The organism is Xenorhabdus mauleonii, from assembly GCF_900113945.1.
Lineage (GTDB): Bacteria > Pseudomonadota > Gammaproteobacteria > Enterobacterales > Enterobacteriaceae > Xenorhabdus > Xenorhabdus mauleonii.
The window spans coordinates 169,131-188,014 of sequence record NZ_FORG01000005.1; the positions used below are offsets into that span (position 1 = coordinate 169,131).

Sequence of the window (18,884 nt, forward strand, 5' to 3'; positions counted from 1 at the left end):
GTTTTTTAAGCTTTTTTGAGCAGATCCATCATATTCAAGCGGGTATCGCTGGCGACTTTGCGAGCCTCCAATTCAATGCCACGGGCGTTCAGTTTTTCAAAGGCGTCAATATCATCTTTGTCAACGGAAATGGCATTGTTGATCTGGGTTCTTCCTTGACGGAAAGCCATGCCGCCGATATTTATAGACTCCAGAGTGACTCCGCCTTCGACAATGCGCAGTACATCGGTTGGATTAGTGAACAGCAACATAACGCGTTCACCTGCGTATTTAGGGTTGTTGTAAACGCGAACACATTTTGCAACATCAATAACGTGTGCGCTAACTCCGGGAGGAGCGACTTGTTTCAGTAGAGTAGAGCGCACCGTATCTTGAGCAACTTCATCACTGACCACAATGATACGCTTGACGTTAGTTTCTTTAGTCCAGCGGGTAGCGACTTGACCGTGGATGAGACGATCGTCAATTCGTGCAAGGGCTATTTTCATGTGGCAGCCCTCGGAAGGGGCTGAAACAGGTGCAATTGTGGGTGCTGCTGGTTTGGTCTGCTCAGGTTTTGCCGGCTCTTCAGCGGGTTCTGTTTTCAGGGCGCGGATCCCTTCTTTGCCTGTTTCCAATGCTACTGAAACCAGTTCTTCCATGGATGGGTCGTCATCGCGACACATAAAGGCTTCAACCAGCATCGGAATATTAACTCCAGTGATAATTTCGTAATTATCTTTATCAACTGCGATGCGGTTTGCGGCATTGAACGGGCTACCGCCCCAAGTATCGACAAAAAATAAAACCCCTTGTGTTGTATCAAGCGATTCCAGTTTTTTGTTGTACTTATCAAATAACGTATCAGCATTTTCACCGGGTACGAAGTCGATATAGGAAACGTTTTCTTGTTCTCCAATCAACATCTCAGCGGTATGAAGCAATTGCTCTGCCGCGGACCCATGTGTGCCAATCATAATGGCTATACTCACTTATTTTCCCCTTCTGTAACTATTGAACTCAGATTTACAGCAAGCTCACGCGCAATATTTCTAAAGTATGGCACCTTCTACCAATGATTGTTTTCTACCAGCAATTATTGATAGTTGAATAGATAAAATCACATCAATAATCTATCTCAATATTTAATTTCTCATGGTGTTATATTTCGTTACATAAGAAAATATGTCGTTAGATTATCATTTGATGCTTTTAAGAAAATTGCTATCAGTCAGAAAAATTAAGATAGACTATTTTCATAGCCCAAAAAGAGATTTTTTACTTTCCATAGAATATTTTGTGTTATTAAATATTTCAATATTATGTTTTTGAAGTTAATTATTCTGTTTCCGGTAACATTTTGTTAATCTTTGTGTAAAATTTTTGCGATGTTTTTATGGCGAAATGTAAAATAAAGTACTTTAGTGATCCGTTTCAGCCAAAAAAATATCCCTGCCAAATGACAGGGATATGATTTTATATAAGGACTGAATGTAGTAAAAAATAGGTAGAAAAATCACTCATTTTTATATTAATGAGTGGTCTTATATTAATCACACTGAACTTTTATTGCCAAACCACCGCGTGAAGTTTCACGGTATTTTGCGTTCATGTCTTTACCTGTTTCGTACATTGTTTCAATAACTTTATCGAGTGAAACACGTGGCTCGCTGGTACGACGCAATGCCATGCGAGCTGCGTTGATTGCTTTGACAGATGCAATCGCGTTGCGCTCAATACATGGAACTTGCACTTGGCCTGCCACTGGGTCGCAGGTCAGGCCGAGGTTGTGTTCCATGCCAATTTCTGCCGCGATACAAACTTGCTCTGGGCTAGCACCAAGTAATTCAGCAAGACCAGCTGCCGCCATTGAACAGGCAACACCGACTTCTCCCTGACAACCTACTTCGGCACCAGAAATAGAAGCATTCATCTTGTACAAGATGCCAACAGCGCCGGAAGCCAGGAAATAGCGGGTATACAGCTCAGGGGTAACTGGCTCAATGCAGTGGTTGTAGTAAGCAAGCACTGCCGGCACGATACCACATGCACCGTTGGTTGGCGCGGTTACAACGCGGCCGCCCGCGGCATTTTCTTCATTGACAGCCAATGCAAACATATTGACCAGATCAACAACATTCATTGGGTCATTGGAAAAACTATTGGATGAAGTCAGCATGCGGTGCAGTGCTGCCGCACGGCGAGGAACACGCAATGGCCCCGGCAATACACCTTCTGTATTCAGACCACGGTCAATACAGGCTTGCATGGTTGACCATACATCTTCGAAATACTCAGCAATTTCTTCTTGGCTGTGTAAATCCAATTCGTTTTTCATCATCAAGCCAGAAACGGACAAACCTGTTTTTTTGCAGTTCATCAGCAGTTCGGATGCAGAACTGTATGGATAAGAAACAGGCTTGGTATCTTGAGATGGTTTGCCAAAATGTTCTTCATCAACAATAAAGCCACCACCGATAGAGTAATAGGTTTTACTGTATACTTTTTCATCACCAGCGAAGGCATGGATCTGCATGCCATTTTCGTGCAGTGACAGGTTATCGCTACGGAAGTTCATGCCTCCATCGCGAGGGAAATCGACTACGTGTAAACCATTTGCCAGTGGCAAACGTTGAGTATGCTCAACATCACGAATAAAACCTGGAATTGAATCAATATCAACTGTCGCTGGCATGTTGCCTGCCAGACCCATGATGATAGCGATATCTGTATGGTGGCCTTTCCCGGTTAATGAAAGTGAGCCGTATACATCAACAGCTACACGCGTGATAGAGGACATTACTCCTTGGTTTACAAGATCATCGACAAATTGTTTGCCTGCTTTCATAGGGCCAACAGTATGAGAGCTGGATGGGCCAATACCCACCTTAAACATGTCGAAAACGCTAATCACGCCAGACTCCTTTAAGAAGAAAGAGATATAGTTATTTATATTAAAAGCGCGCTACTTTACTGTTATTTAGTAGTGTTGATAAAGGAGTTTACAGTTTTTTTTTAATTATAATAGCAATTGATATGATCATGGATAAATAATATACAGATTTATAACATTTTATATCCTGCCTAGAGTGTTTTTTGAACTTGTTGTGCTAGTTGGTAAAGGATCCCGGCAGTGAGTCCCCAGATCATCTGTTCTTGATGCCAGTAAAAGTAGACCCTGTGCAGCCGATTGCGGCGCTTTATATCCACATATCTGTAATGGGCGATAGACAGCACATCAAATAACGGGACTTCAAACATTTTGGCTACTTCGGTTGGATTGGTCCGCAAAGAGAGCGAAGGGGGAATCAGGCCGATGACAGGTGTAACGCGATAACCCCCGCTGCTGTCCAAGGGAAACAATTGCCCCAGGATTTGCACTTCGTCTTGTGGAATATTGACTTCTTCTTCTGCCTCACGCAATGCAGTGACAATCAATGAAGGATCTTCAGGATCAGCAGCTCCGCCCGGAAAGGCAATCTGGCCTGCATGGGAGCGGAGATTCCGGGAGCGTTGTGTCAATAAAAGCGTTGGTTCTGGCTTGCATATAATCGGCAGCAATACCGCGGCATTACGCTGGTTGCACGCCAATTGTGCTGGCTGCGCGGGAAGTTGTAATTGAAACCGATGAATGAAGTCAGAAAGTGATGTCATGGTATATCAAGTTCCCCTAATTGCGGCAAAATCCGCCCTAGTTTATCAAAAGTTTCCTGATATTCTTTTTCAGCAATGCTATCTGCAACGATACCACCTCCTGCCCAACAGTAAATTTTTCCTTTTTCTGTCAGTAAGGTACGAATAGTGATATTGCTATCCATTGTACCGCAGAAACTGATATAGCCGATAGCGCCACAATATCCATGTCTGCGATGTGGCTCTAATTCTTCAATGATTTCCATCGCCCTGATTTTAGGCGCTCCGGTAATTGAACCGCCGGGAAAACAGGCACGGAGCAGATCGGTGGCGTGGTATTCATCAGGCAATGTTGCTGTAATGGTGCTGACTAAATGGTGTACAGCGGGAAAAGGTTCCACGACAAATAATTCAGGCACTTTGACTGAACCTGGTTTAGCAACTCGGCCGATATCATTTCTTAATAAATCAACAATCATCAGGTTTTCAGCACGGTCTTTCCGAGAACTGGCTAATTTTTCAGCCTGCAATTGATCCTCTACCGGATCTTGTCGGCGTGGCAAAGTTCCCTTAATCGGGCGAGTCTGAATTTGTTTATCTTCCAGCAGAATAAAACGTTCTGGTGAAACACTGATAATGCAATGTTCAGGCAAACGGATAAAAGCAGAAAAGGGCGCCCGATTGCTTTCATTGAGTTGAGTGAATGCTTGCCATTCATCTCCTTGATAATTAGCCTGAAAGCGCTGTGATAAATTGATTTGGTAGCAATCCCCACTTTGTAGATAGCGATGAATTTGAGCAATTTTTTCGTGATATTGTTGCTCAGTCATATTTGATTTCCACTGATTGGTCAGGGAAAAATGGGATTCTTTATTTTCCTGCAATGATTGCAGCCACGCCAGCCTTTTATCGATATTTTGATAGCTCAGTAAGGTTGCTTTCTGTTGCTGATGATCAACAATCACGGCCCAATCGTAGATGCCTATGGCCATATCAGGAAAATCCAGCTCATTTGCAGCAATGGTTGGTAACTTTTCAACCCTGCGGCCAAGGTCGTATCCCCATATACCCAGTGCTCCTCCCTGAAAAGGCAATTCAGGATCAAACGCTGGGGAGATATCACAGGCATTGAGGTATTTTTTCAACAAAAGGAAAGGGTCTTCTTGAGAAAAAGAAGTTTCATCAGCCAGGCGGATTTCAGTTGTTTCGCCCCGGGTAACCAGTGTCGCTATCGGCTCAGAGACAAAAATATCAAATCGATTGTGCGGATGTTCGGCTGCTCCTGAATGTAGCAGCATTGCCCAAGGGGAAGCGGATAACGGAGCGAAATAATGAATCGCAAGATCAGGAGAATATGGTAGTTGTTTTTTTTGTAATGCAGTATTCATGATGGAATTAGTGTCAGCGTTTGGCAATTCTCAGTCAGTGTTTTTAGAGGTCATTAACACGTGATGAGAAGTCGTGTATTAACCCAAGGAGATTAGCAGAGAATCTCACTCCTGACTTTAGATAAAAAAGGCTATAATCTCTGTCTGCTATTAAATTGCTATGTTTGAGGTTCTAGCCATGTTTTCAGGTATGCCAGCATTATCCCATAAAGAGCAGCAAGTTGCTGTAGAGAGAATTCATCAACTTATTTCTGAAGGAATGGGAAGTGGGGAGGCCATTGCCATCGTTGCTCAGGAGTTGCGCGAAAAACATAAGGATAATGAGCACATCCATGTTTTATTTGAAGATGATGAATAATAAACGCAACGTATTTTTAACAAAACTCACATAATTACTTTCTATGACATGTTAATTTGTCTCAACTTTTAATCCATAGAATTTGGATGGTAATAGGAGGTAATTGTATGAAGATGAATCAATTTATTCATCGAATTGGTTTGGTAGGCGCAGGGATTCTGTTTTCTGTCTCATTTACTGCGGCAGCCGCCGAAAATGAAAGAGTGGCAAAGTTTGTTTCTTGTGGGAATTTGACGAAAGATCAGGTTGCCGCACAGGTTAAGCAAGACTTCTTACAAAATCGCATCGCCCATTGGGACGCTGACAGAAAACAATTAGGCACCTCAAAACCAATTGCATGGGTAAATGTCAACGATATTACTGGTGATGAAGACGCATTACAGATCCCACTTATCGTCCGGGGTTCCAAGAAAGACAAAAGCTATAATGTTAAGGTCGATTGTAAAAAAGAAACAATAAGTTATAGTGAAGTGAAGTAAATAGCTTGTCATACTATTTTTAAATATGAGCGGGATACTGGAATGTATCCCGTCTTGTTTAAACAGTGAGAGGGCTTTATGACGGAACTACGGAAACTATATCCCGCTTATGGCGCATATCGCACAGGGTATTTAGATACAGGAGACGGACACCAGATTTATTGGGAATTGTGTGGTAATCCGAAAGGCAAGCCTGCGGTATTTCTCCATGGTGGCCCCGGTGGTGGTATTGCAAGTTATCATCGACAGTTATTCGATCCTGAACATTATCACATTATGTTGTTTGATCAACGGGGCTGTGGCCGCTCTAAGCCTTCCGCCAGCCTGGACAACAACACAACCTGGCATTTGATCGATGACATTGAACGGCTGCGGAATTTGATGGGAGTTGAGAAGTGGCTGGTTTTTGGTGGTTCATGGGGTTCAACGCTATCTTTGGTTTACGCTGAAAAATATCCTGAACGTGTTTCAGAATTAGTGTTGAGGGGCATTTTTCTATTCCGTCCACAAGAGCTACATTGGTACTATCAGGAAGGAGCATCCCGTTTTTTCCCTGAAAAATGGGAGCGCACATTATCCATTTTAGCTGAAGAAGAACGCACAGATGTGATAGCGGCCTACAATAAAAGGCTGACCAGTGATGATATGCAGGTACAACTGGAATCTGCGCGCTTATGGAGCCTCTGGGAAGGCGAAACGGTAACGTTGCTGCCTTCTGCAAATACCGATTCATTTACGGAAGATAACTTTGCTTTGGCATTTGCACGCATTGAAAATCATTATTTTATCAATAACGGCTTTATGGATGAAAACCAGCAACTATTGAACCATATTGATGCTATCCGGCATATCCCCACCGTTATTATTCATGGGCGCTATGATATGGCATGCCAGGTTCAGAATGCGTGGGAGCTTGCAAAAGCATGGCCGGAAGCTGAATTGCATATTGTAGAAGGAGCAGGTCATTCTTTTGATGAGGCCGGCATTTTGCATCAGCTAATTAAGGCAACGGATAAATTTATTGGAAAATAACTGAGATAACCACCCCGTATGCGGTGGTTATTTTTCACTTCATATCACTTTAAATCCCGCCGTAGTCTTCTATTTGCAGCCTTATCAGCGGCTTCTGGGTTCATAAGGCAAGCGTGACATCAATCTTGATTGTTGACGATAGTATTGCAAGCGCTGCTGGAAGTACTCTCTCAGATGCGGTAATTGCGATTTTTCAACAGTGTCGGGAACAACCGGCATGTTATAGCGTTCTTTAAAAGCAACGCCAGATGCTGCTAAATCGACATTGATTTTATCCATTTCATCTTTAGGTAATTCGGCTAAGTTATGTCCCATGGTGACTCTCTTTACAAACTGATTTCTTAACAGTGAAAACTAATCAACTCTCTTTTATTTAGCAAGCAGTTTAAAACGTTTTAAAAGAAATGATAAAAATAAATAATATCTATTCTCATTTTTATTAAAGAAGTTATTTTCTAATCAGAAAATTAATTAAATAAAACTGATTCTTATTTCGTTATATTTAATGAGATTTATTCTTATTAAAAATCTATAAAATTCATTATTTATCAATTAGTTATTTTATTTAATTTTATTTTTGTCTTATGGGGTTTTAATTGGCATAATACCCGAAATTTTAATGAATTGTCAGGAGGAACGGCTAATGTTAAAACAAGAAATGATCAAAAAATTAAATGAGCAATTGAATCTGGAATTCTACTCTGCAAATTTATATCTACAAATGAGTGCATGGTGCAGTGACAAAGGGTATGAAGGTGCAGCGGCATTTTTAAAAGCGCATTCTCAAGAAGAAATGCAGCACATGCAGCGCTTATTTGATTATTTGGGTGACACTGGTTCAATGCCTGTACTGGGTGCTATTCAAGCGCCTCCTGTTGAATTTAATTCTATTGCTGATGTGTTCAATCAAACTTACGAACATGAAAAATTGATCACCGAAGAGATCAATAAACTGGCTCATGTTGCGATGCTGACGCAGGATTACTCTACTTTTAATTTCTTGCAATGGTATGTTGCTGAACAGCATGAAGAAGAGAAATTGTTTAAATCCATACTGGATAAACTGGACATGGTGGGCGAAAGCGGTAAGGCTCTCTTCTTACTTGATAAGGATCTGAAAAGCTTATCTACAGCTCCTACACATGCCGCACAATAATGGCAAATTAAGCTAATTTGAACGGTTTCTCAGCGTAATTCTTGTTTTTTCGCTCATTGTTGAAGCAAGAATTACGGTTCTTTTCATTTTCCCCCTCATTTTTGCGTAGTGCTTCACAGGTCAAGACATTGTTCATCAATGAACGCAGATTAAACTGATTTTTTGATATAGAATCCCTGCTTAATTGTAAGAAATACATCTACATATTAAAGGGTTATCTATTATGTCTATTCTTAACATCCGTTCATCTTGGGCTAAATTGTCCGCTCTGGTGGTTCTGTTTGTCGGTATTTCTTGCCAGCAAGCTTTGGCTCATGCTCATTTGAAAGATCAAACTCCGGCGGAAAATGCAACGGTTGAAGCTGCTCCGCAAGCCATAACGCTGAGTTTTTCAGAGCGCATTGAACTTGGATTCAGCAAGGTAAAATTGATTGGCCCTGAAAAAACAGTGATTAAAACAGGTAAGTTGGAACTGGATCCTGAAACAAAAACAAAATTAATTTTGCCAGTCGAAGGCAAACTTGCTGCGGGTGAATATAGTGTCGATTGGAGTGTGCTCTCAGTCGATGGTCATAAAACAAAAGGTGTTTATAGCTTCATTGTAAAATAATGATCTCTCTAGAGGCGTTATACGTATTTTGCCGTTTTTCTCATTTTGTTGTTGTTATGCTGATGTTTGGCCTCAGCTTATTCAGTGTCATGCTTGTTTCAGGCCCTTTTGCGACTTTGATGAGAGAACGGCTAAAAACTGGAATTCTGATCAGCACGGTATTGGCTCTAATAACCTCAGTGGTGTGGTTTGTTACTCAAGCTGGGTTAATGGGGGATGGCTGGCATGATGTTTATATGCCGGAAATCTGGTTAGCCGTGTTGAGCACCTCGTTCGGAAAAATTTGGCAATGGCAATTGCTGATTGCAATAGTTGCTGTTGGCGGATTATATCTCTCCAATGCAAACCTCAGGCATTTTCTATTACTGACTTGTTCGACCCTTTTGTTGTCCAGTCATGCACTTATTGGCCATGCAGCCATGTATGAGGGCAATATAGGGCTATTACTTCAAGCAAGTCAGGTCATTCATTTATTGAGTGCAGGGTATTGGTTTGGTGGGTTATGGCCGTTTTTGCTGTGTCTGCAATTCTTGCGTTTGAAAAAGATATCAAATGGGGCTGATCAAAATACAGTTGACCTATATCCAGACAGCATATCAGCGATGAAAAAATTTTCCTTCTACGGCCATTTTGCTGTTTTTTTGGTGATAGCAACAGGTATTGTAAGCAGTGTCATCTTAATTCCGGGGTGGCCTACATTCAGTCGTTCCTTGTCTGAATATCAATCAATGCTATGGCTTAAAATAGTTCTAGTCGCAGGTATGGTACTTTTGGCATTGATTAATCGTTACATTTTAGTCCCTAAGCTAAGGCAAAAAGGCAGTTACCAATTGTTAATAATCAACAGCTGGCTGGAAATTATCTTAGGAACATGTGCATTATTGTGTGTCGCGATTTTTGCTATGCAACCTCCTGCATGATCTCTGTATGATTAGTATAAATCTGAGTATATAGACCTAATGGGTATCGAATCGCAGCCAACAAGGCTGTGATTGAAATTTATAAGCGATAAAATTAACAATAGATCAAAAGATTTGTTTATTTGGGAAATAATAATGAAACGAATTATTTGGGCTTTACCTTTCTTTTTGCTTTCTTTTCAAGGCATAGCGGCACCAATACAAACTGTCAGTAAGCTGCAATTTGGCAAAGAATGGGCATTTACCCGTGAGGAAGTCATGCTGGATTGCCGTATGGAAGGCGCGCTGTTTGTGATAAACCCCAGCACGTTGATGCAGTATCCGCTGAACGAAAAAGCAACGCAACTGATGAAATCTAATAAAGTTATTGCGACTTCATTAGATACAATTCTCCTCGATGATCCGGCACAACCCAATAAAAAGATGAGCATTGAACCATTTCAGAAAGCTGCATTGGCTTTATGCGACCATTCAGATAATAAAAAGTAGCGATAAATCAATGTAGTTAATGCAAATGGTGGCTGAACTTGCCTGACAGTGATAGAAACTCGTAGAAGTATAAATTTGGTAAATAATGACTGGTCAACTACTCTTTAAGTGGTAAGTTGTCCTACGTCTCAATGGAAACTTTTAGCACAAGGCTCTCTTAACAGAGCCAATTTTCCCTAGGCCGAGTAGAGGAATGAACTCGGCCTCTTTTTGTTTATCGCGAGGAATGGATATTTTTGCTCTCTTCTCAATAAATTATTTCATTTTTTCCTATATATAATGAAAAAAGAGGATAAAGCAACCGTTGCTCCGCGTATTTGGTACACTATTTTTTTATAAAAAGAACTTGAGCAAAGGCACGGTTATGACTGCAAGTTAGATTGGATTTTAACATAAGCTGTGATATCTCCCTGAATTTTATAAGTGAATACTGGTAAAAATAATTAAAGAAAATTTAAATTAAGGGTAACAGACGTTATCTTGAAATAATTTACATTACGACAACAAATTGTTTTTCATAAATAGTTTGGGGAAAATGTCTAAAAAGCTAGTGTCTGACAAGCTTTGATGTAAAAATTATGTGTTTATTTTGTTAAAATTAGATTTGTGTCGTAGGGGTATATGGATAAGAACGAATTTTATCAAGAGTTAACCGATAGCCTGATGGCTCTATTATCAGGTGAGTATGACCTCATCGCTTCTCTTGCCAATGCAAGCGCGCTGTTATATGAGCGTTTGGAAAATGTTAATTGGGTTGGATTTTATTTAGCAGATGGTGATACCCTAATTTTGGGTCCATTTCAGGGTAAAATCGCCTGTGTACGCATTCCTATCGGTAAAGGTGTATGTGGAACGGCTGCCGAAACTAATACAATACAACGTGTTTCAGATGTGCACACTTTCCCCGGTCATATAGCTTGTGATGCTTCCAGTAATGCAGAAATTGTTCTTCCTTTGGAAATCAATGGAAAAATTATTGGAGTTTTAGATATTGATAGCACGATTTTAGATCGGTTTGATATGAGTGATGAAAAAGGCTTAAAAGCGCTAGTTATCAGGCTTTGTGAACATTTAAGGCAATGTGTAGTGTCAAAATATCTACAACAGAATGTAACTTAACATACGTATAACGTGGCATTTATCAGTAACGCTATTATAATGTCGCCTGTTCATGCCTGCGCTGGTTGGCAAAACCGTTGTAATCAGGAAATTTCATGGAAAATCAACCTAAGTTGAACAGTAGTAAAGAAGTCATTGCTTTCTTGGCTGAGCGTTTCCCGCTTTGTTTTGTAGCAGAAGGTGAAGCACGTCCTTTGAAGATTGGTATCTTCCAGGATATCGTTGAACGTATTCAGGGCGAAGAGTGTTTAAGTAAAACACAACTTCGTTCTGCTTTGCGCTTGTATACATCCAGTTGGCGTTACCTCTATGGTGTGAAAGAGGGCGCACAGCGTGTTGACCTTGACGGTAATATATGTGGTGAATTGGAAATAGAACATATTGAACATGCCCGTCAGCAATTAGTTGAAGCTAAAGCGCGAGTTCAAACTCAGCGAGCTGAACAGCGTGCCAAGAAACGTGAAACCGAAAACGTATCAGACAAAAAAAGTGAACGCCCTGTGAGTAAAAAGCCGGCTCCTCGCCGTCAAAAACCAGGTGAAGGTGCAAAACACCCAGCCCGTTCACAAAATCGTCTGCAACAATCGCGTAAACCAGCAGAGAAAACTACACGGCCTGAACTAACTTCAGTTACCGACGTCTCTTCTTTGAAAGTCGGCCAGACAATCAAAGTAAATGTAGGAAAAAGCATAATGGATGCATCTGTGCTTGAAATTGCAAAAGATGGTGTAAGAGTGCAGTTACCTACTGGTTTGGCAATGATTGTACGCGCAGAACACTTAAAGTTCTGATACGGAGGCCAACTCGGGCATGAACAAACTCATTATTTTGGCTTTCGTTTTAGGTCTATCGTTTTCTGGTGCGGGGTATGCTGATACCAGTACCAGTAATAGTAACGGGGCAGAAAACAACAATGTTAAAACTAACGTTGTAACCAACGACAGTGCTACCAATAGCAATGTTACTAACAATCCCGTTACGAATAACAATGCGGTTACCAATAATAAGGCTGCCAATGGCACTGCCGTCAATGGTAACAAAACAGTTGTAGTCAGCCTGAATCAGTTACCTGATTTAAAACCGGAACTACAACATCCAACAGTCAGCAAGCGGATAGTTTCCCGCTTTCTTCGTTCCCATTACCGCCAATTTTATTTGGATGCGGATTTTTCAGGAAAGATTTTTGATCGTTACCTGAATCTATTGGATTATGGGCACAACGTTTTCCTGGCATCAGATATCGCAAAATTTGCGAACCAAAAAGGCACATTAGGAAAAGAGCTTGAAAATGGTGACTTAAAGCTACCTTATGCCTTGTTTAATTTGATGCAAAAGCGTCGTTTTGAGCGCTATCAATATGTTCTTTCTCGTTTAGAGAAGCCAATTGACATTAATGGCAACGGTACGATTGAAACAGAACGTTCCAAGGCTCCGTGGCCAACGAGTGTTGAAGAATTGGACAAACTTTGGGATGCCAAAATTAAATCTGATTGGATAAACCTCAAACTATCTGGCAAAAGCGATAAAGAAATCAAAGAAACACTAATCAAACGCTATCGGATGTTATTGAAGCGTCTCACTCAAACCAAGAGTGAAGATGTTTTTCAAACAGCGATGATGGCTTTTGCCCGTGAAATAGATCCACATACCAGCTATCTTTCTCCTCGTGATACAGAACAGTTTAATTCAGAAATGAGCTTGTCTCTTGAAGGCATTGGTGCTGTTTTACAATATGAGGATGAATACATTACCATTCGCTCACTCGTTGCTGGAGGGCCTGCGGCTAAAAGCAACCTACTGAAAGTGGGTGATAAAATCATAGGTGTTGGTCAAATCGGCAAACCTATTGTGGATGTTGTTGGATGGCGTCTGGAAGATGTTGTTGCATTAATTAAAGGGCCGAAAGGAAGTAAAGTCCGCCTTGAAATTATCCCGAGTGCGAAAGGCGCCAAGAATCACATCATTACTCTTACTCGCGAGAATATCCGTCTCGAAGACAATGCCGTTAAAATGTCGGTAAAAACGGTTGGCAAAGAGAAAGTAGGCGTTCTCGATATACCGAGCTTTTATGTTGGTTTGACGAATGATGTAAAAGTACAGTTACAGAAGCTCACTAAACAGGGTGTTTCTGCGATCGTGATTGACTTGCGCAGTAATGGTGGCGGGGCATTAACAGAAGCCGTATCACTTTCAGGTCTGTTCATTCCTACTGGTCCAATTGTTCAAATCCGGGATAATACAGGTCGGGTTAAAGAAGATTCGGATACTGATGAAGCAGTCTATTATAAAGGCCCTCTGGTTGTTTTAGTTGACAATAGAAGTGCTTCTGCGTCTGAAATTTTTGCTGCCGCGATGCAAGATTATGGGCGGGGATTAATTGTTGGAGAACCAACCTTTGGTAAAGGTACTGTTCAGCAATATCGTCCTTTGAATCGTATCTATGATCAGATGTTAAAACCTGATTGGCCAGAAATTGGTTCTGTGCAATATACTATTCAGAAGTTTTACCGGGTAAATGGTGGTAGTACCCAGCTTAAGGGGGTAACTCCGGATATCATTATGCCGACAGGGGAAGATCCTTCTGATATAGGTGAAAGCCAAGAGGACAATGCATTGCCGTGGGATAGTATTCCACCTGCAAACTATAATTCCTCAAAAGTGATTTCAACGTTGGTTCCATTACTGACTAAGCTGCATAATCAACGCATTGCCAATGATCCTGAATTTAAATATATCAAACAAGATATGGTTTATTACAAAACCATAAAGGATCGTAAGGGTGTCTATTCCTTAAACTATGCGGAAAGAGAAAAAGAAAATAAGGAATATGAAGCAGTTAAATTGAATCGCATTAATGAACGGTTTAAACGGGAAGGGAAAAAGCCACTTAAGTCGCTTGAAGATTTACCAAAAGACTATAAAGGGCCAGATCCTTACTTGGATGAATCAGTAAAAATTGCTCTGGATTTGTCACATCAGCCTGCTGAAATTGCTGTAACGAAGTAGTTTGTAGGTTCGTTATTAAAAGGCCGGCTTAATAGCTGGCTTTTTTTTATCATAATGTAAAGTTGTGTTGATTGTATCGCTTAACACCTTAAAAAACTTGAATAATATAGGTTCAGCCCCCATTTTATGGTTCAGTTCTTAGTTGAATGGTTTGATTATTAGAGGAAGCAAATTTATATGATGAGAATAGCCTTGTTCCTTCTCACTAACCTTGCTGTCATGGTTGTGTTTGGGATAATACTTTCACTTACAGGAGTTCAGCGAAGCAGTGTTACTGGCCTCATGATTATGGCTGGTCTGTTTGGTTTTGGTGGAGCTTTCGTTTCTTTGTTAATGTCGAAATGGATGGCCTTACGTTCTGTTGGTGGTCAAGTTATCGAAAAACCTGCCAATGAAACCGAAGCTTGGTTGATGGAAACTGTGCGCCGCCAGTCTGAGCAGGTTGGTATTACTATGCCGCAAGTGGCTATCTATGACGCCCTTGACATTAATGCATTTGCGACAGGTGCTCGTCGAAATGCTTCTTTGGTTGCTGTTAGTACAGGATTGCTGAGTAATATGAGCCGTGATGAAGCTGAAGCTGTCATTGCTCATGAAATTAGCCACATTGCTAATGGCGATATGGTAACGATGACTCTTTTGCAGGGTATCGTGAATACATTTGTTATCTTTATTTCACGTATTATTGCGCAGGCAGCAGCAAGCTTTCTTTCCAGCAGTGATGACGAAAGTGAAAGCAGCAGTAACGGCAACCCTATCGTTTATATGGTGCTTTCCATGGTACTGGAAATCGTATTCGGTATTCTGGCGAGTATTATCACCATGTGGTTCTCCCGTTACCGTGAATTCCATGCCGATGCAGGGTCTGCAAAATTGGTTGGCCGTGAAAAGATGATTGCTGCATTACAGCGCCTTAAAACCAGCTACGAACCTCAGGAAGAGGGCAGCATGATGGCATTTTGCATCAATGGTAAGGGTAAGAGTTTCAGCGAGTTGTTCTTATCTCACCCGCCATTAGATAAGCGAATTGAAGCTCTGCGTAATAACGAATATATAAAATAATATTTTAAGTGTCTTAATCGAAGGGGCTTAAGCAACTTAATGAAAAGCCGGAACTGTCTTAAAGTTCCGGCTTTTTTTGAGCATGATTTTAAATGGTTCTAGTTAACTACTTTTATATTTATTAGAAAACCAGCTAAATTCTCGCAAATCCATTTAGTGTTGGCTCAATGCGATTTCATCATCTTGTTCTAATATTTCTTTATTCGTTTGCCCCATCAATTGACTGGTGATTGTACCGGCAGCCATTGCGCCATTGACATTTAATGCAGTGCGTCCCATATCGATAAGTGGTTCAACCGAAATTAATAGAGCTACCAAAGTGACAGGAAGCCCCATAGCTGGCAAAACAATCAGTGCAGCAAAAGTTGCTCCGCCACCAACACCGGCAACGCCTGCGGAGCTAATGGTTACAATTCCAACCAGAGTTGCAATCCATAACGGATCAAAAGGATTAATGCCCACGGTAGGCGCAACCATCACTGCTAACATGGCCGGATAAATACCAGCACAGCCATTTTGACCGATCGTTGCACCAAAAGTGGCAGAGAAACTGGCGATAGATTCGGGAACGCCAAGGCGGCGAGTTTGTGTTTCAACATTTAATGGAATACTTGCTGCACTTGAACGGCTGGTAAATGCGAATGTTAATACAGGCCCTGCTTTTTTGAAAAATCTCAGTGGGTTAATACCTGTAAGCGCCAGAAGCCCGCCATGCACAACAAACATCAATCCGAGGGCAACATAGGAAGCAACGACAAAATTACCTAATTGTGTAATATCATGAATGTTGGAACTGGCAACAACCTTAGTCATCAATGCCATAACACCGTATGGAGTCAGAAGCATCACCAATCTTACCAATTTCATTGCCCATGCTTGCATTGTATCAATGGCAACTAGTGCGCGTTCACCTCGCTCATGATCATCTTTGAGCATTTGCAATGCAGCAATGCCTAAAAATGTCGCAAAAATCACTACACTGATGATGGAAGTCGGGTTTGCTCCAGTCAGATCAGCAAACGGGTTTTTAGGGATAAAAGAGAGAATGATTTGCGGCACACTCATATCTGCAACTTTACCAACATAATTGGTTTCAATAGCGGATAAACGAGCGGTCTCTTGAGTTCCTTGAATTAAGCCTGCCGCACTCAGCCCAAATAAATTGGCAATAATAATACCCAGTAGAGCGGATATTGCTGTGGTGAACAACAATGTACCAATTGTCAGGAAGCTGATTTTGCCTAAAGAAGATGCTTTATGTAAGCGTGCAACCGCACTCAGAATTGAAGCAAAAACCAGAGGCATAATGACCATTTGCAATAGCTGTACATAACCATTACCAACAATATTGAACCACTTGATTGATTCTTTGACTGTTGGGTTATCTGCGCCATAAATAATGTTCAAAGCGAGTCCGAAAGCAACGCCTACAATTAGCGCGATAAGCACTTTTTTGGACAAGCTCCATTTATTTGAGCTGGTTTTTGCCAATAAAATAAGCAGTGCGACAAAAACGAGCACATTGATGATGAGTAGTAGATTCATCCCTAGTCTCCAAAAAATTTTATCCCTCTATCTTGTAAGTTGTTGTTTTTATACGCTGCGCTACAACTTACAATCTATCAGGCATAATAATAGTTATATGATCTGTAGTTTTTGATTCATGGTACGTGTGTGCTAAGTGGTGACAGGTAACTTTCAAGCAGCTAATTGATTATTGGTGCTGTAAATTCAAAAACCATCGGAGATGCATACCATGACAATCTATGAGATTGAATAATATCAACATAAGAATTATGTTTCTTATAATTAAATGGAATTAAATATAATTATTTTTCACAAAACAGTAAAAATGGTTATAAGGCCTAATCAATCTAGAGCTTATTTTCCATAATGTTTTTTATTAGATGTACTGAGTTGGGGAGTTAATGGTACTGGATAAAAATGAAAAAATAATATTAAGAAATATTATTTATATTTGAATGGATGACCCTATGGAATAAATAGGGTCATTATCTTAGGGATGCATTATAAATTAGTCAATTGTATAAATTTTGTAACTTATCAATTTGTAACTTATCGAGCGACAATTTGTCGAATGGCAATTTATCAAAATAATGGTTGAGTGAAAAATTGATGTGTTGGGGAAGGGTGATAGCAACAACCACGAGTAAAACAGCAATAGCTCGCTCAGCTTTTTTTCGCTCTTTACCTCTAAGAATTGGAATACAAAAACGTGTTCTCAGGGGCCATAAGAGTGGAATACCGGCAGGAGTGAGCATATCTGCAATCAAGTGGCTGATATAACCTACAACCATTGCATGGATAAAATCGGTAGGAATAGGCCAATCGGCAGGTATTTCAGTCTGGAAAAGAATAATTCCTGCTATCAACGCCAATAAACTATGCGTAAAGCCACGATGTCCGCATAACCGTGCAATGGGAATGGATATAAAGCGAAATAATCTTCCTAAAGTGGAGCTGGGGTGATCAATATCAGGTAACAATGAAGCCAGAAGCACGCCTGGGAGCATATGTAACCAATCTCCCTGAGCTATTTCTGGTGTGATTTGTAGCTGGTGAGCCAATACAAGGCTGGCAACGGAAAAAAGGAGGTGCCCTTCTGCTGTCATAACGTTTTATACTAATTATTTATACTGATTGCTGTTTATACATACAGTTGGCAGTATAGAGTGTTTCGCATGAGGATGGTAGAGGGTAAATAAGAAAAATCTGTTATTTATTAATATATAACACTATTATTTAGCTAGTTTTTTCCTAGATCAGCTAAAAAAGTAATATAGAGATTAAAATTTGCGCTGCTGAATCTAGCCATAAAATGTTTGAAAAATAGCAGCGCAACCAGTGTTAGCTAATATTTTCTTTCGTCAATTTTTCCAGTGAACTCAATTTGATATCGGCCAATGACCAACGTGGATCATTGAAATTTTGGGCTGACGGCACAACGATAGAGCGCATTCTTGCCGCTTTGGTGGCAATCATCCCATTAAATGAATCTTCTAAAGTAAGGCAATGAATTGGATTTACACCAAGTTGGGCGGCTGCCTGCAGATAAACTTCGGGATGAGGTTTGCTGTAAGGCAGTTTGGCGGCAGAAACGACGGTATCAAAGTAATGTTGTAAATTAAACAATTCGAGTACTTCTTCCAACATTTCGAGAGGAGATGCTGAGGCTAAACCAACTTTTAATCCGTGTTCTCGGCAGAGGCTCAAAGCATGTTCAACGCCTGGTAGTAGAGGGCGCTTTTCTTTTACTAAGCGAACTACATGGTTAATGATGCGCTGCTCAACCTCACTTTTGGATGCACCTTGCCACGGTGACGCTTGGTACCACAGATCAACGACGTGATCTATCCGCAATCCCAACGTATCAGGCAATGTTTTTGCTAATGTTAAATCGACCCCCAATTCGCTGAATACAAATTTTTCCCCTTGTTCCCAATATGGCTCAGAATCAATGAGCAAGCCATCCATATCAAAAATAGCGGCTTCTATAGATAAACAAAATGACATTTCATATCTCTCTGCAATGATAGTCGCGATTAGTAAGGATTAATTGTAGCAATCTCCGTAAGTTAAGTCTTGCCATGAGAAAGCTTGTATAGGCGATTGCTGGCTGAAAAAGGAGGGGT

The 18,884-nt window shown here is 40.7% G+C and carries 19 protein-coding genes; 11 read left to right on the top strand and 8 right to left on the bottom strand.

The window, feature by feature from the left end:
- Positions 1 to 5 precede the first annotated feature (5 nt).
- From manX to pabB, 4 genes are all read right to left on the bottom strand, one after another.
- A complete protein-coding gene (gene manX / locus BM100_RS06955; RefSeq protein WP_092509295.1) occupies positions 6 to 971 on the bottom strand; it encodes a PTS mannose transporter subunit IIAB in 966 nt (321 codons plus the stop codon).
- Between the two features lie 557 nt (positions 972 to 1,528).
- Positions 1,529 to 2,893 (bottom strand): L-serine ammonia-lyase, encoded by a 1,365-nt coding sequence (locus BM100_RS06960; RefSeq protein ID WP_092509297.1) that lies wholly within the window; start codon positions 2,891 to 2,893, stop codon positions 1,529 to 1,531.
- Positions 2,894 to 3,063: 170 nt separating this feature from the next.
- The gene (locus BM100_RS06965; protein ID WP_092509299.1) at positions 3,064 to 3,633 is read right to left on the bottom strand and encodes a CoA pyrophosphatase; all 570 of its coding nucleotides are present in this window, start codon (positions 3,631 to 3,633) and stop codon (positions 3,064 to 3,066) included.
- Entirely contained in the window at positions 3,630 to 5,000 is a 1,371-nt protein-coding gene (pabB, locus tag BM100_RS06970) for an aminodeoxychorismate synthase component 1 (protein ID WP_092509301.1), read from the bottom strand. Before pabB ends, BM100_RS06965 begins: the two co-directional genes overlap by 4 nt.
- Before the next feature lie 178 nt (positions 5,001 to 5,178).
- On the opposite strand from pabB, the gene BM100_RS06975 reads away from it, so the two are divergent.
- The 3 genes from BM100_RS06975 to pip all read left to right on the top strand — a co-directional run bounded on the left by BM100_RS06975 (position 5,179) and on the right by pip (position 6,869).
- On the top strand, positions 5,179 to 5,358 hold the full coding sequence (locus BM100_RS06975) for a YoaH family protein (RefSeq protein WP_092509303.1): 180 nt from the start codon (positions 5,179 to 5,181) through the stop codon (positions 5,356 to 5,358).
- Positions 5,359 to 5,465: 107 nt separating this feature from the next.
- Positions 5,466 to 5,837, top strand: coding sequence for a protein YebF (gene yebF, locus BM100_RS06980; RefSeq protein ID WP_092509305.1), 372 nt, complete (start codon positions 5,466 to 5,468; stop codon positions 5,835 to 5,837).
- 78 nt (positions 5,838 to 5,915) lie between these two features.
- Positions 5,916 to 6,869 (top strand): prolyl aminopeptidase, encoded by a 954-nt coding sequence (gene pip, locus BM100_RS06985; protein WP_092509307.1) that lies wholly within the window; start codon positions 5,916 to 5,918, stop codon positions 6,867 to 6,869.
- An 84-nt stretch (positions 6,870 to 6,953) separates the two neighbouring features.
- On the opposite strand, the gene BM100_RS06990 is transcribed toward pip, so the two are convergent.
- Positions 6,954 to 7,184 (bottom strand): DNA polymerase III subunit theta, encoded by a 231-nt coding sequence (locus BM100_RS06990; RefSeq protein ID WP_092509309.1) that lies wholly within the window; start codon positions 7,182 to 7,184, stop codon positions 6,954 to 6,956.
- A 328-nt stretch (positions 7,185 to 7,512) separates the two neighbouring features.
- On the opposite strand from BM100_RS06990, the gene ftnA reads away from it, so the two are divergent.
- The 8 genes from ftnA to htpX all read left to right on the top strand — a co-directional run bounded on the left by ftnA (position 7,513) and on the right by htpX (position 15,231).
- Complete coding sequence (gene ftnA / locus BM100_RS06995; RefSeq protein WP_092509311.1) at positions 7,513 to 8,025, top strand: non-heme ferritin; 513 nt, start codon at positions 7,513 to 7,515, stop codon at positions 8,023 to 8,025.
- Positions 8,026 to 8,248: 223 nt separating this feature from the next.
- Positions 8,249 to 8,635, top strand: coding sequence for a CopC domain-containing protein YobA (yobA, locus tag BM100_RS07005; RefSeq protein WP_092509315.1), 387 nt, complete (start codon positions 8,249 to 8,251; stop codon positions 8,633 to 8,635).
- Positions 8,635 to 9,555, top strand: a complete 921-nt coding sequence (gene copD, locus BM100_RS07010) for a copper homeostasis membrane protein CopD (RefSeq protein ID WP_092509317.1) — start codon at positions 8,635 to 8,637, stop codon at positions 9,553 to 9,555. The genes yobA and copD overlap by 1 nt, the downstream gene beginning before the upstream one ends.
- A gap of 135 nt (positions 9,556 to 9,690) precedes the next feature.
- Positions 9,691 to 10,044, top strand: coding sequence for a YebY family protein (locus tag BM100_RS07015; protein ID WP_092509319.1), 354 nt, complete (start codon positions 9,691 to 9,693; stop codon positions 10,042 to 10,044).
- A gap of 621 nt (positions 10,045 to 10,665) precedes the next feature.
- Positions 10,666 to 11,163: a GAF domain-containing protein gene (locus BM100_RS07020; protein ID WP_092509321.1), complete on the top strand. Its 498-nt coding sequence runs from the start codon at positions 10,666 to 10,668 to the stop codon at positions 11,161 to 11,163.
- A 95-nt stretch (positions 11,164 to 11,258) separates the two neighbouring features.
- Positions 11,259 to 11,954, top strand: coding sequence for an RNA chaperone ProQ (gene proQ, locus BM100_RS07025; protein ID WP_092509323.1), 696 nt, complete (start codon positions 11,259 to 11,261; stop codon positions 11,952 to 11,954).
- A gap of 19 nt (positions 11,955 to 11,973) precedes the next feature.
- A complete protein-coding gene (gene prc / locus BM100_RS07030; RefSeq protein ID WP_099139494.1) occupies positions 11,974 to 14,169 on the top strand; it encodes a carboxy terminal-processing peptidase in 2,196 nt (731 codons plus the stop codon).
- 177 nt (positions 14,170 to 14,346) lie between these two features.
- Positions 14,347 to 15,231, top strand: a complete 885-nt coding sequence (gene htpX / locus BM100_RS07035; protein ID WP_092509325.1) for a protease HtpX — start codon at positions 14,347 to 14,349, stop codon at positions 15,229 to 15,231.
- A gap of 153 nt (positions 15,232 to 15,384) precedes the next feature.
- Here htpX and BM100_RS07040 read toward each other — a convergent pair whose 3' ends face one another.
- The 3 genes from BM100_RS07040 to hxpB all read right to left on the bottom strand — a co-directional run bounded on the left by BM100_RS07040 (position 15,385) and on the right by hxpB (position 18,765).
- Entirely contained in the window at positions 15,385 to 16,776 is a 1,392-nt protein-coding gene (locus tag BM100_RS07040) for an L-cystine transporter (RefSeq protein WP_092509327.1), read from the bottom strand.
- Between the two features lie 494 nt (positions 16,777 to 17,270).
- On the bottom strand, positions 17,271 to 17,864 hold the full coding sequence (locus BM100_RS07045) for a metal-dependent hydrolase (RefSeq protein WP_092509329.1): 594 nt from the start codon (positions 17,862 to 17,864) through the stop codon (positions 17,271 to 17,273).
- Between the two features lie 235 nt (positions 17,865 to 18,099).
- Entirely contained in the window at positions 18,100 to 18,765 is a 666-nt protein-coding gene (gene hxpB / locus BM100_RS07050; RefSeq protein WP_092509331.1) for a hexitol phosphatase HxpB, read from the bottom strand.
- Between the last annotated feature and the right edge of the window lie 119 nt (positions 18,766 to 18,884).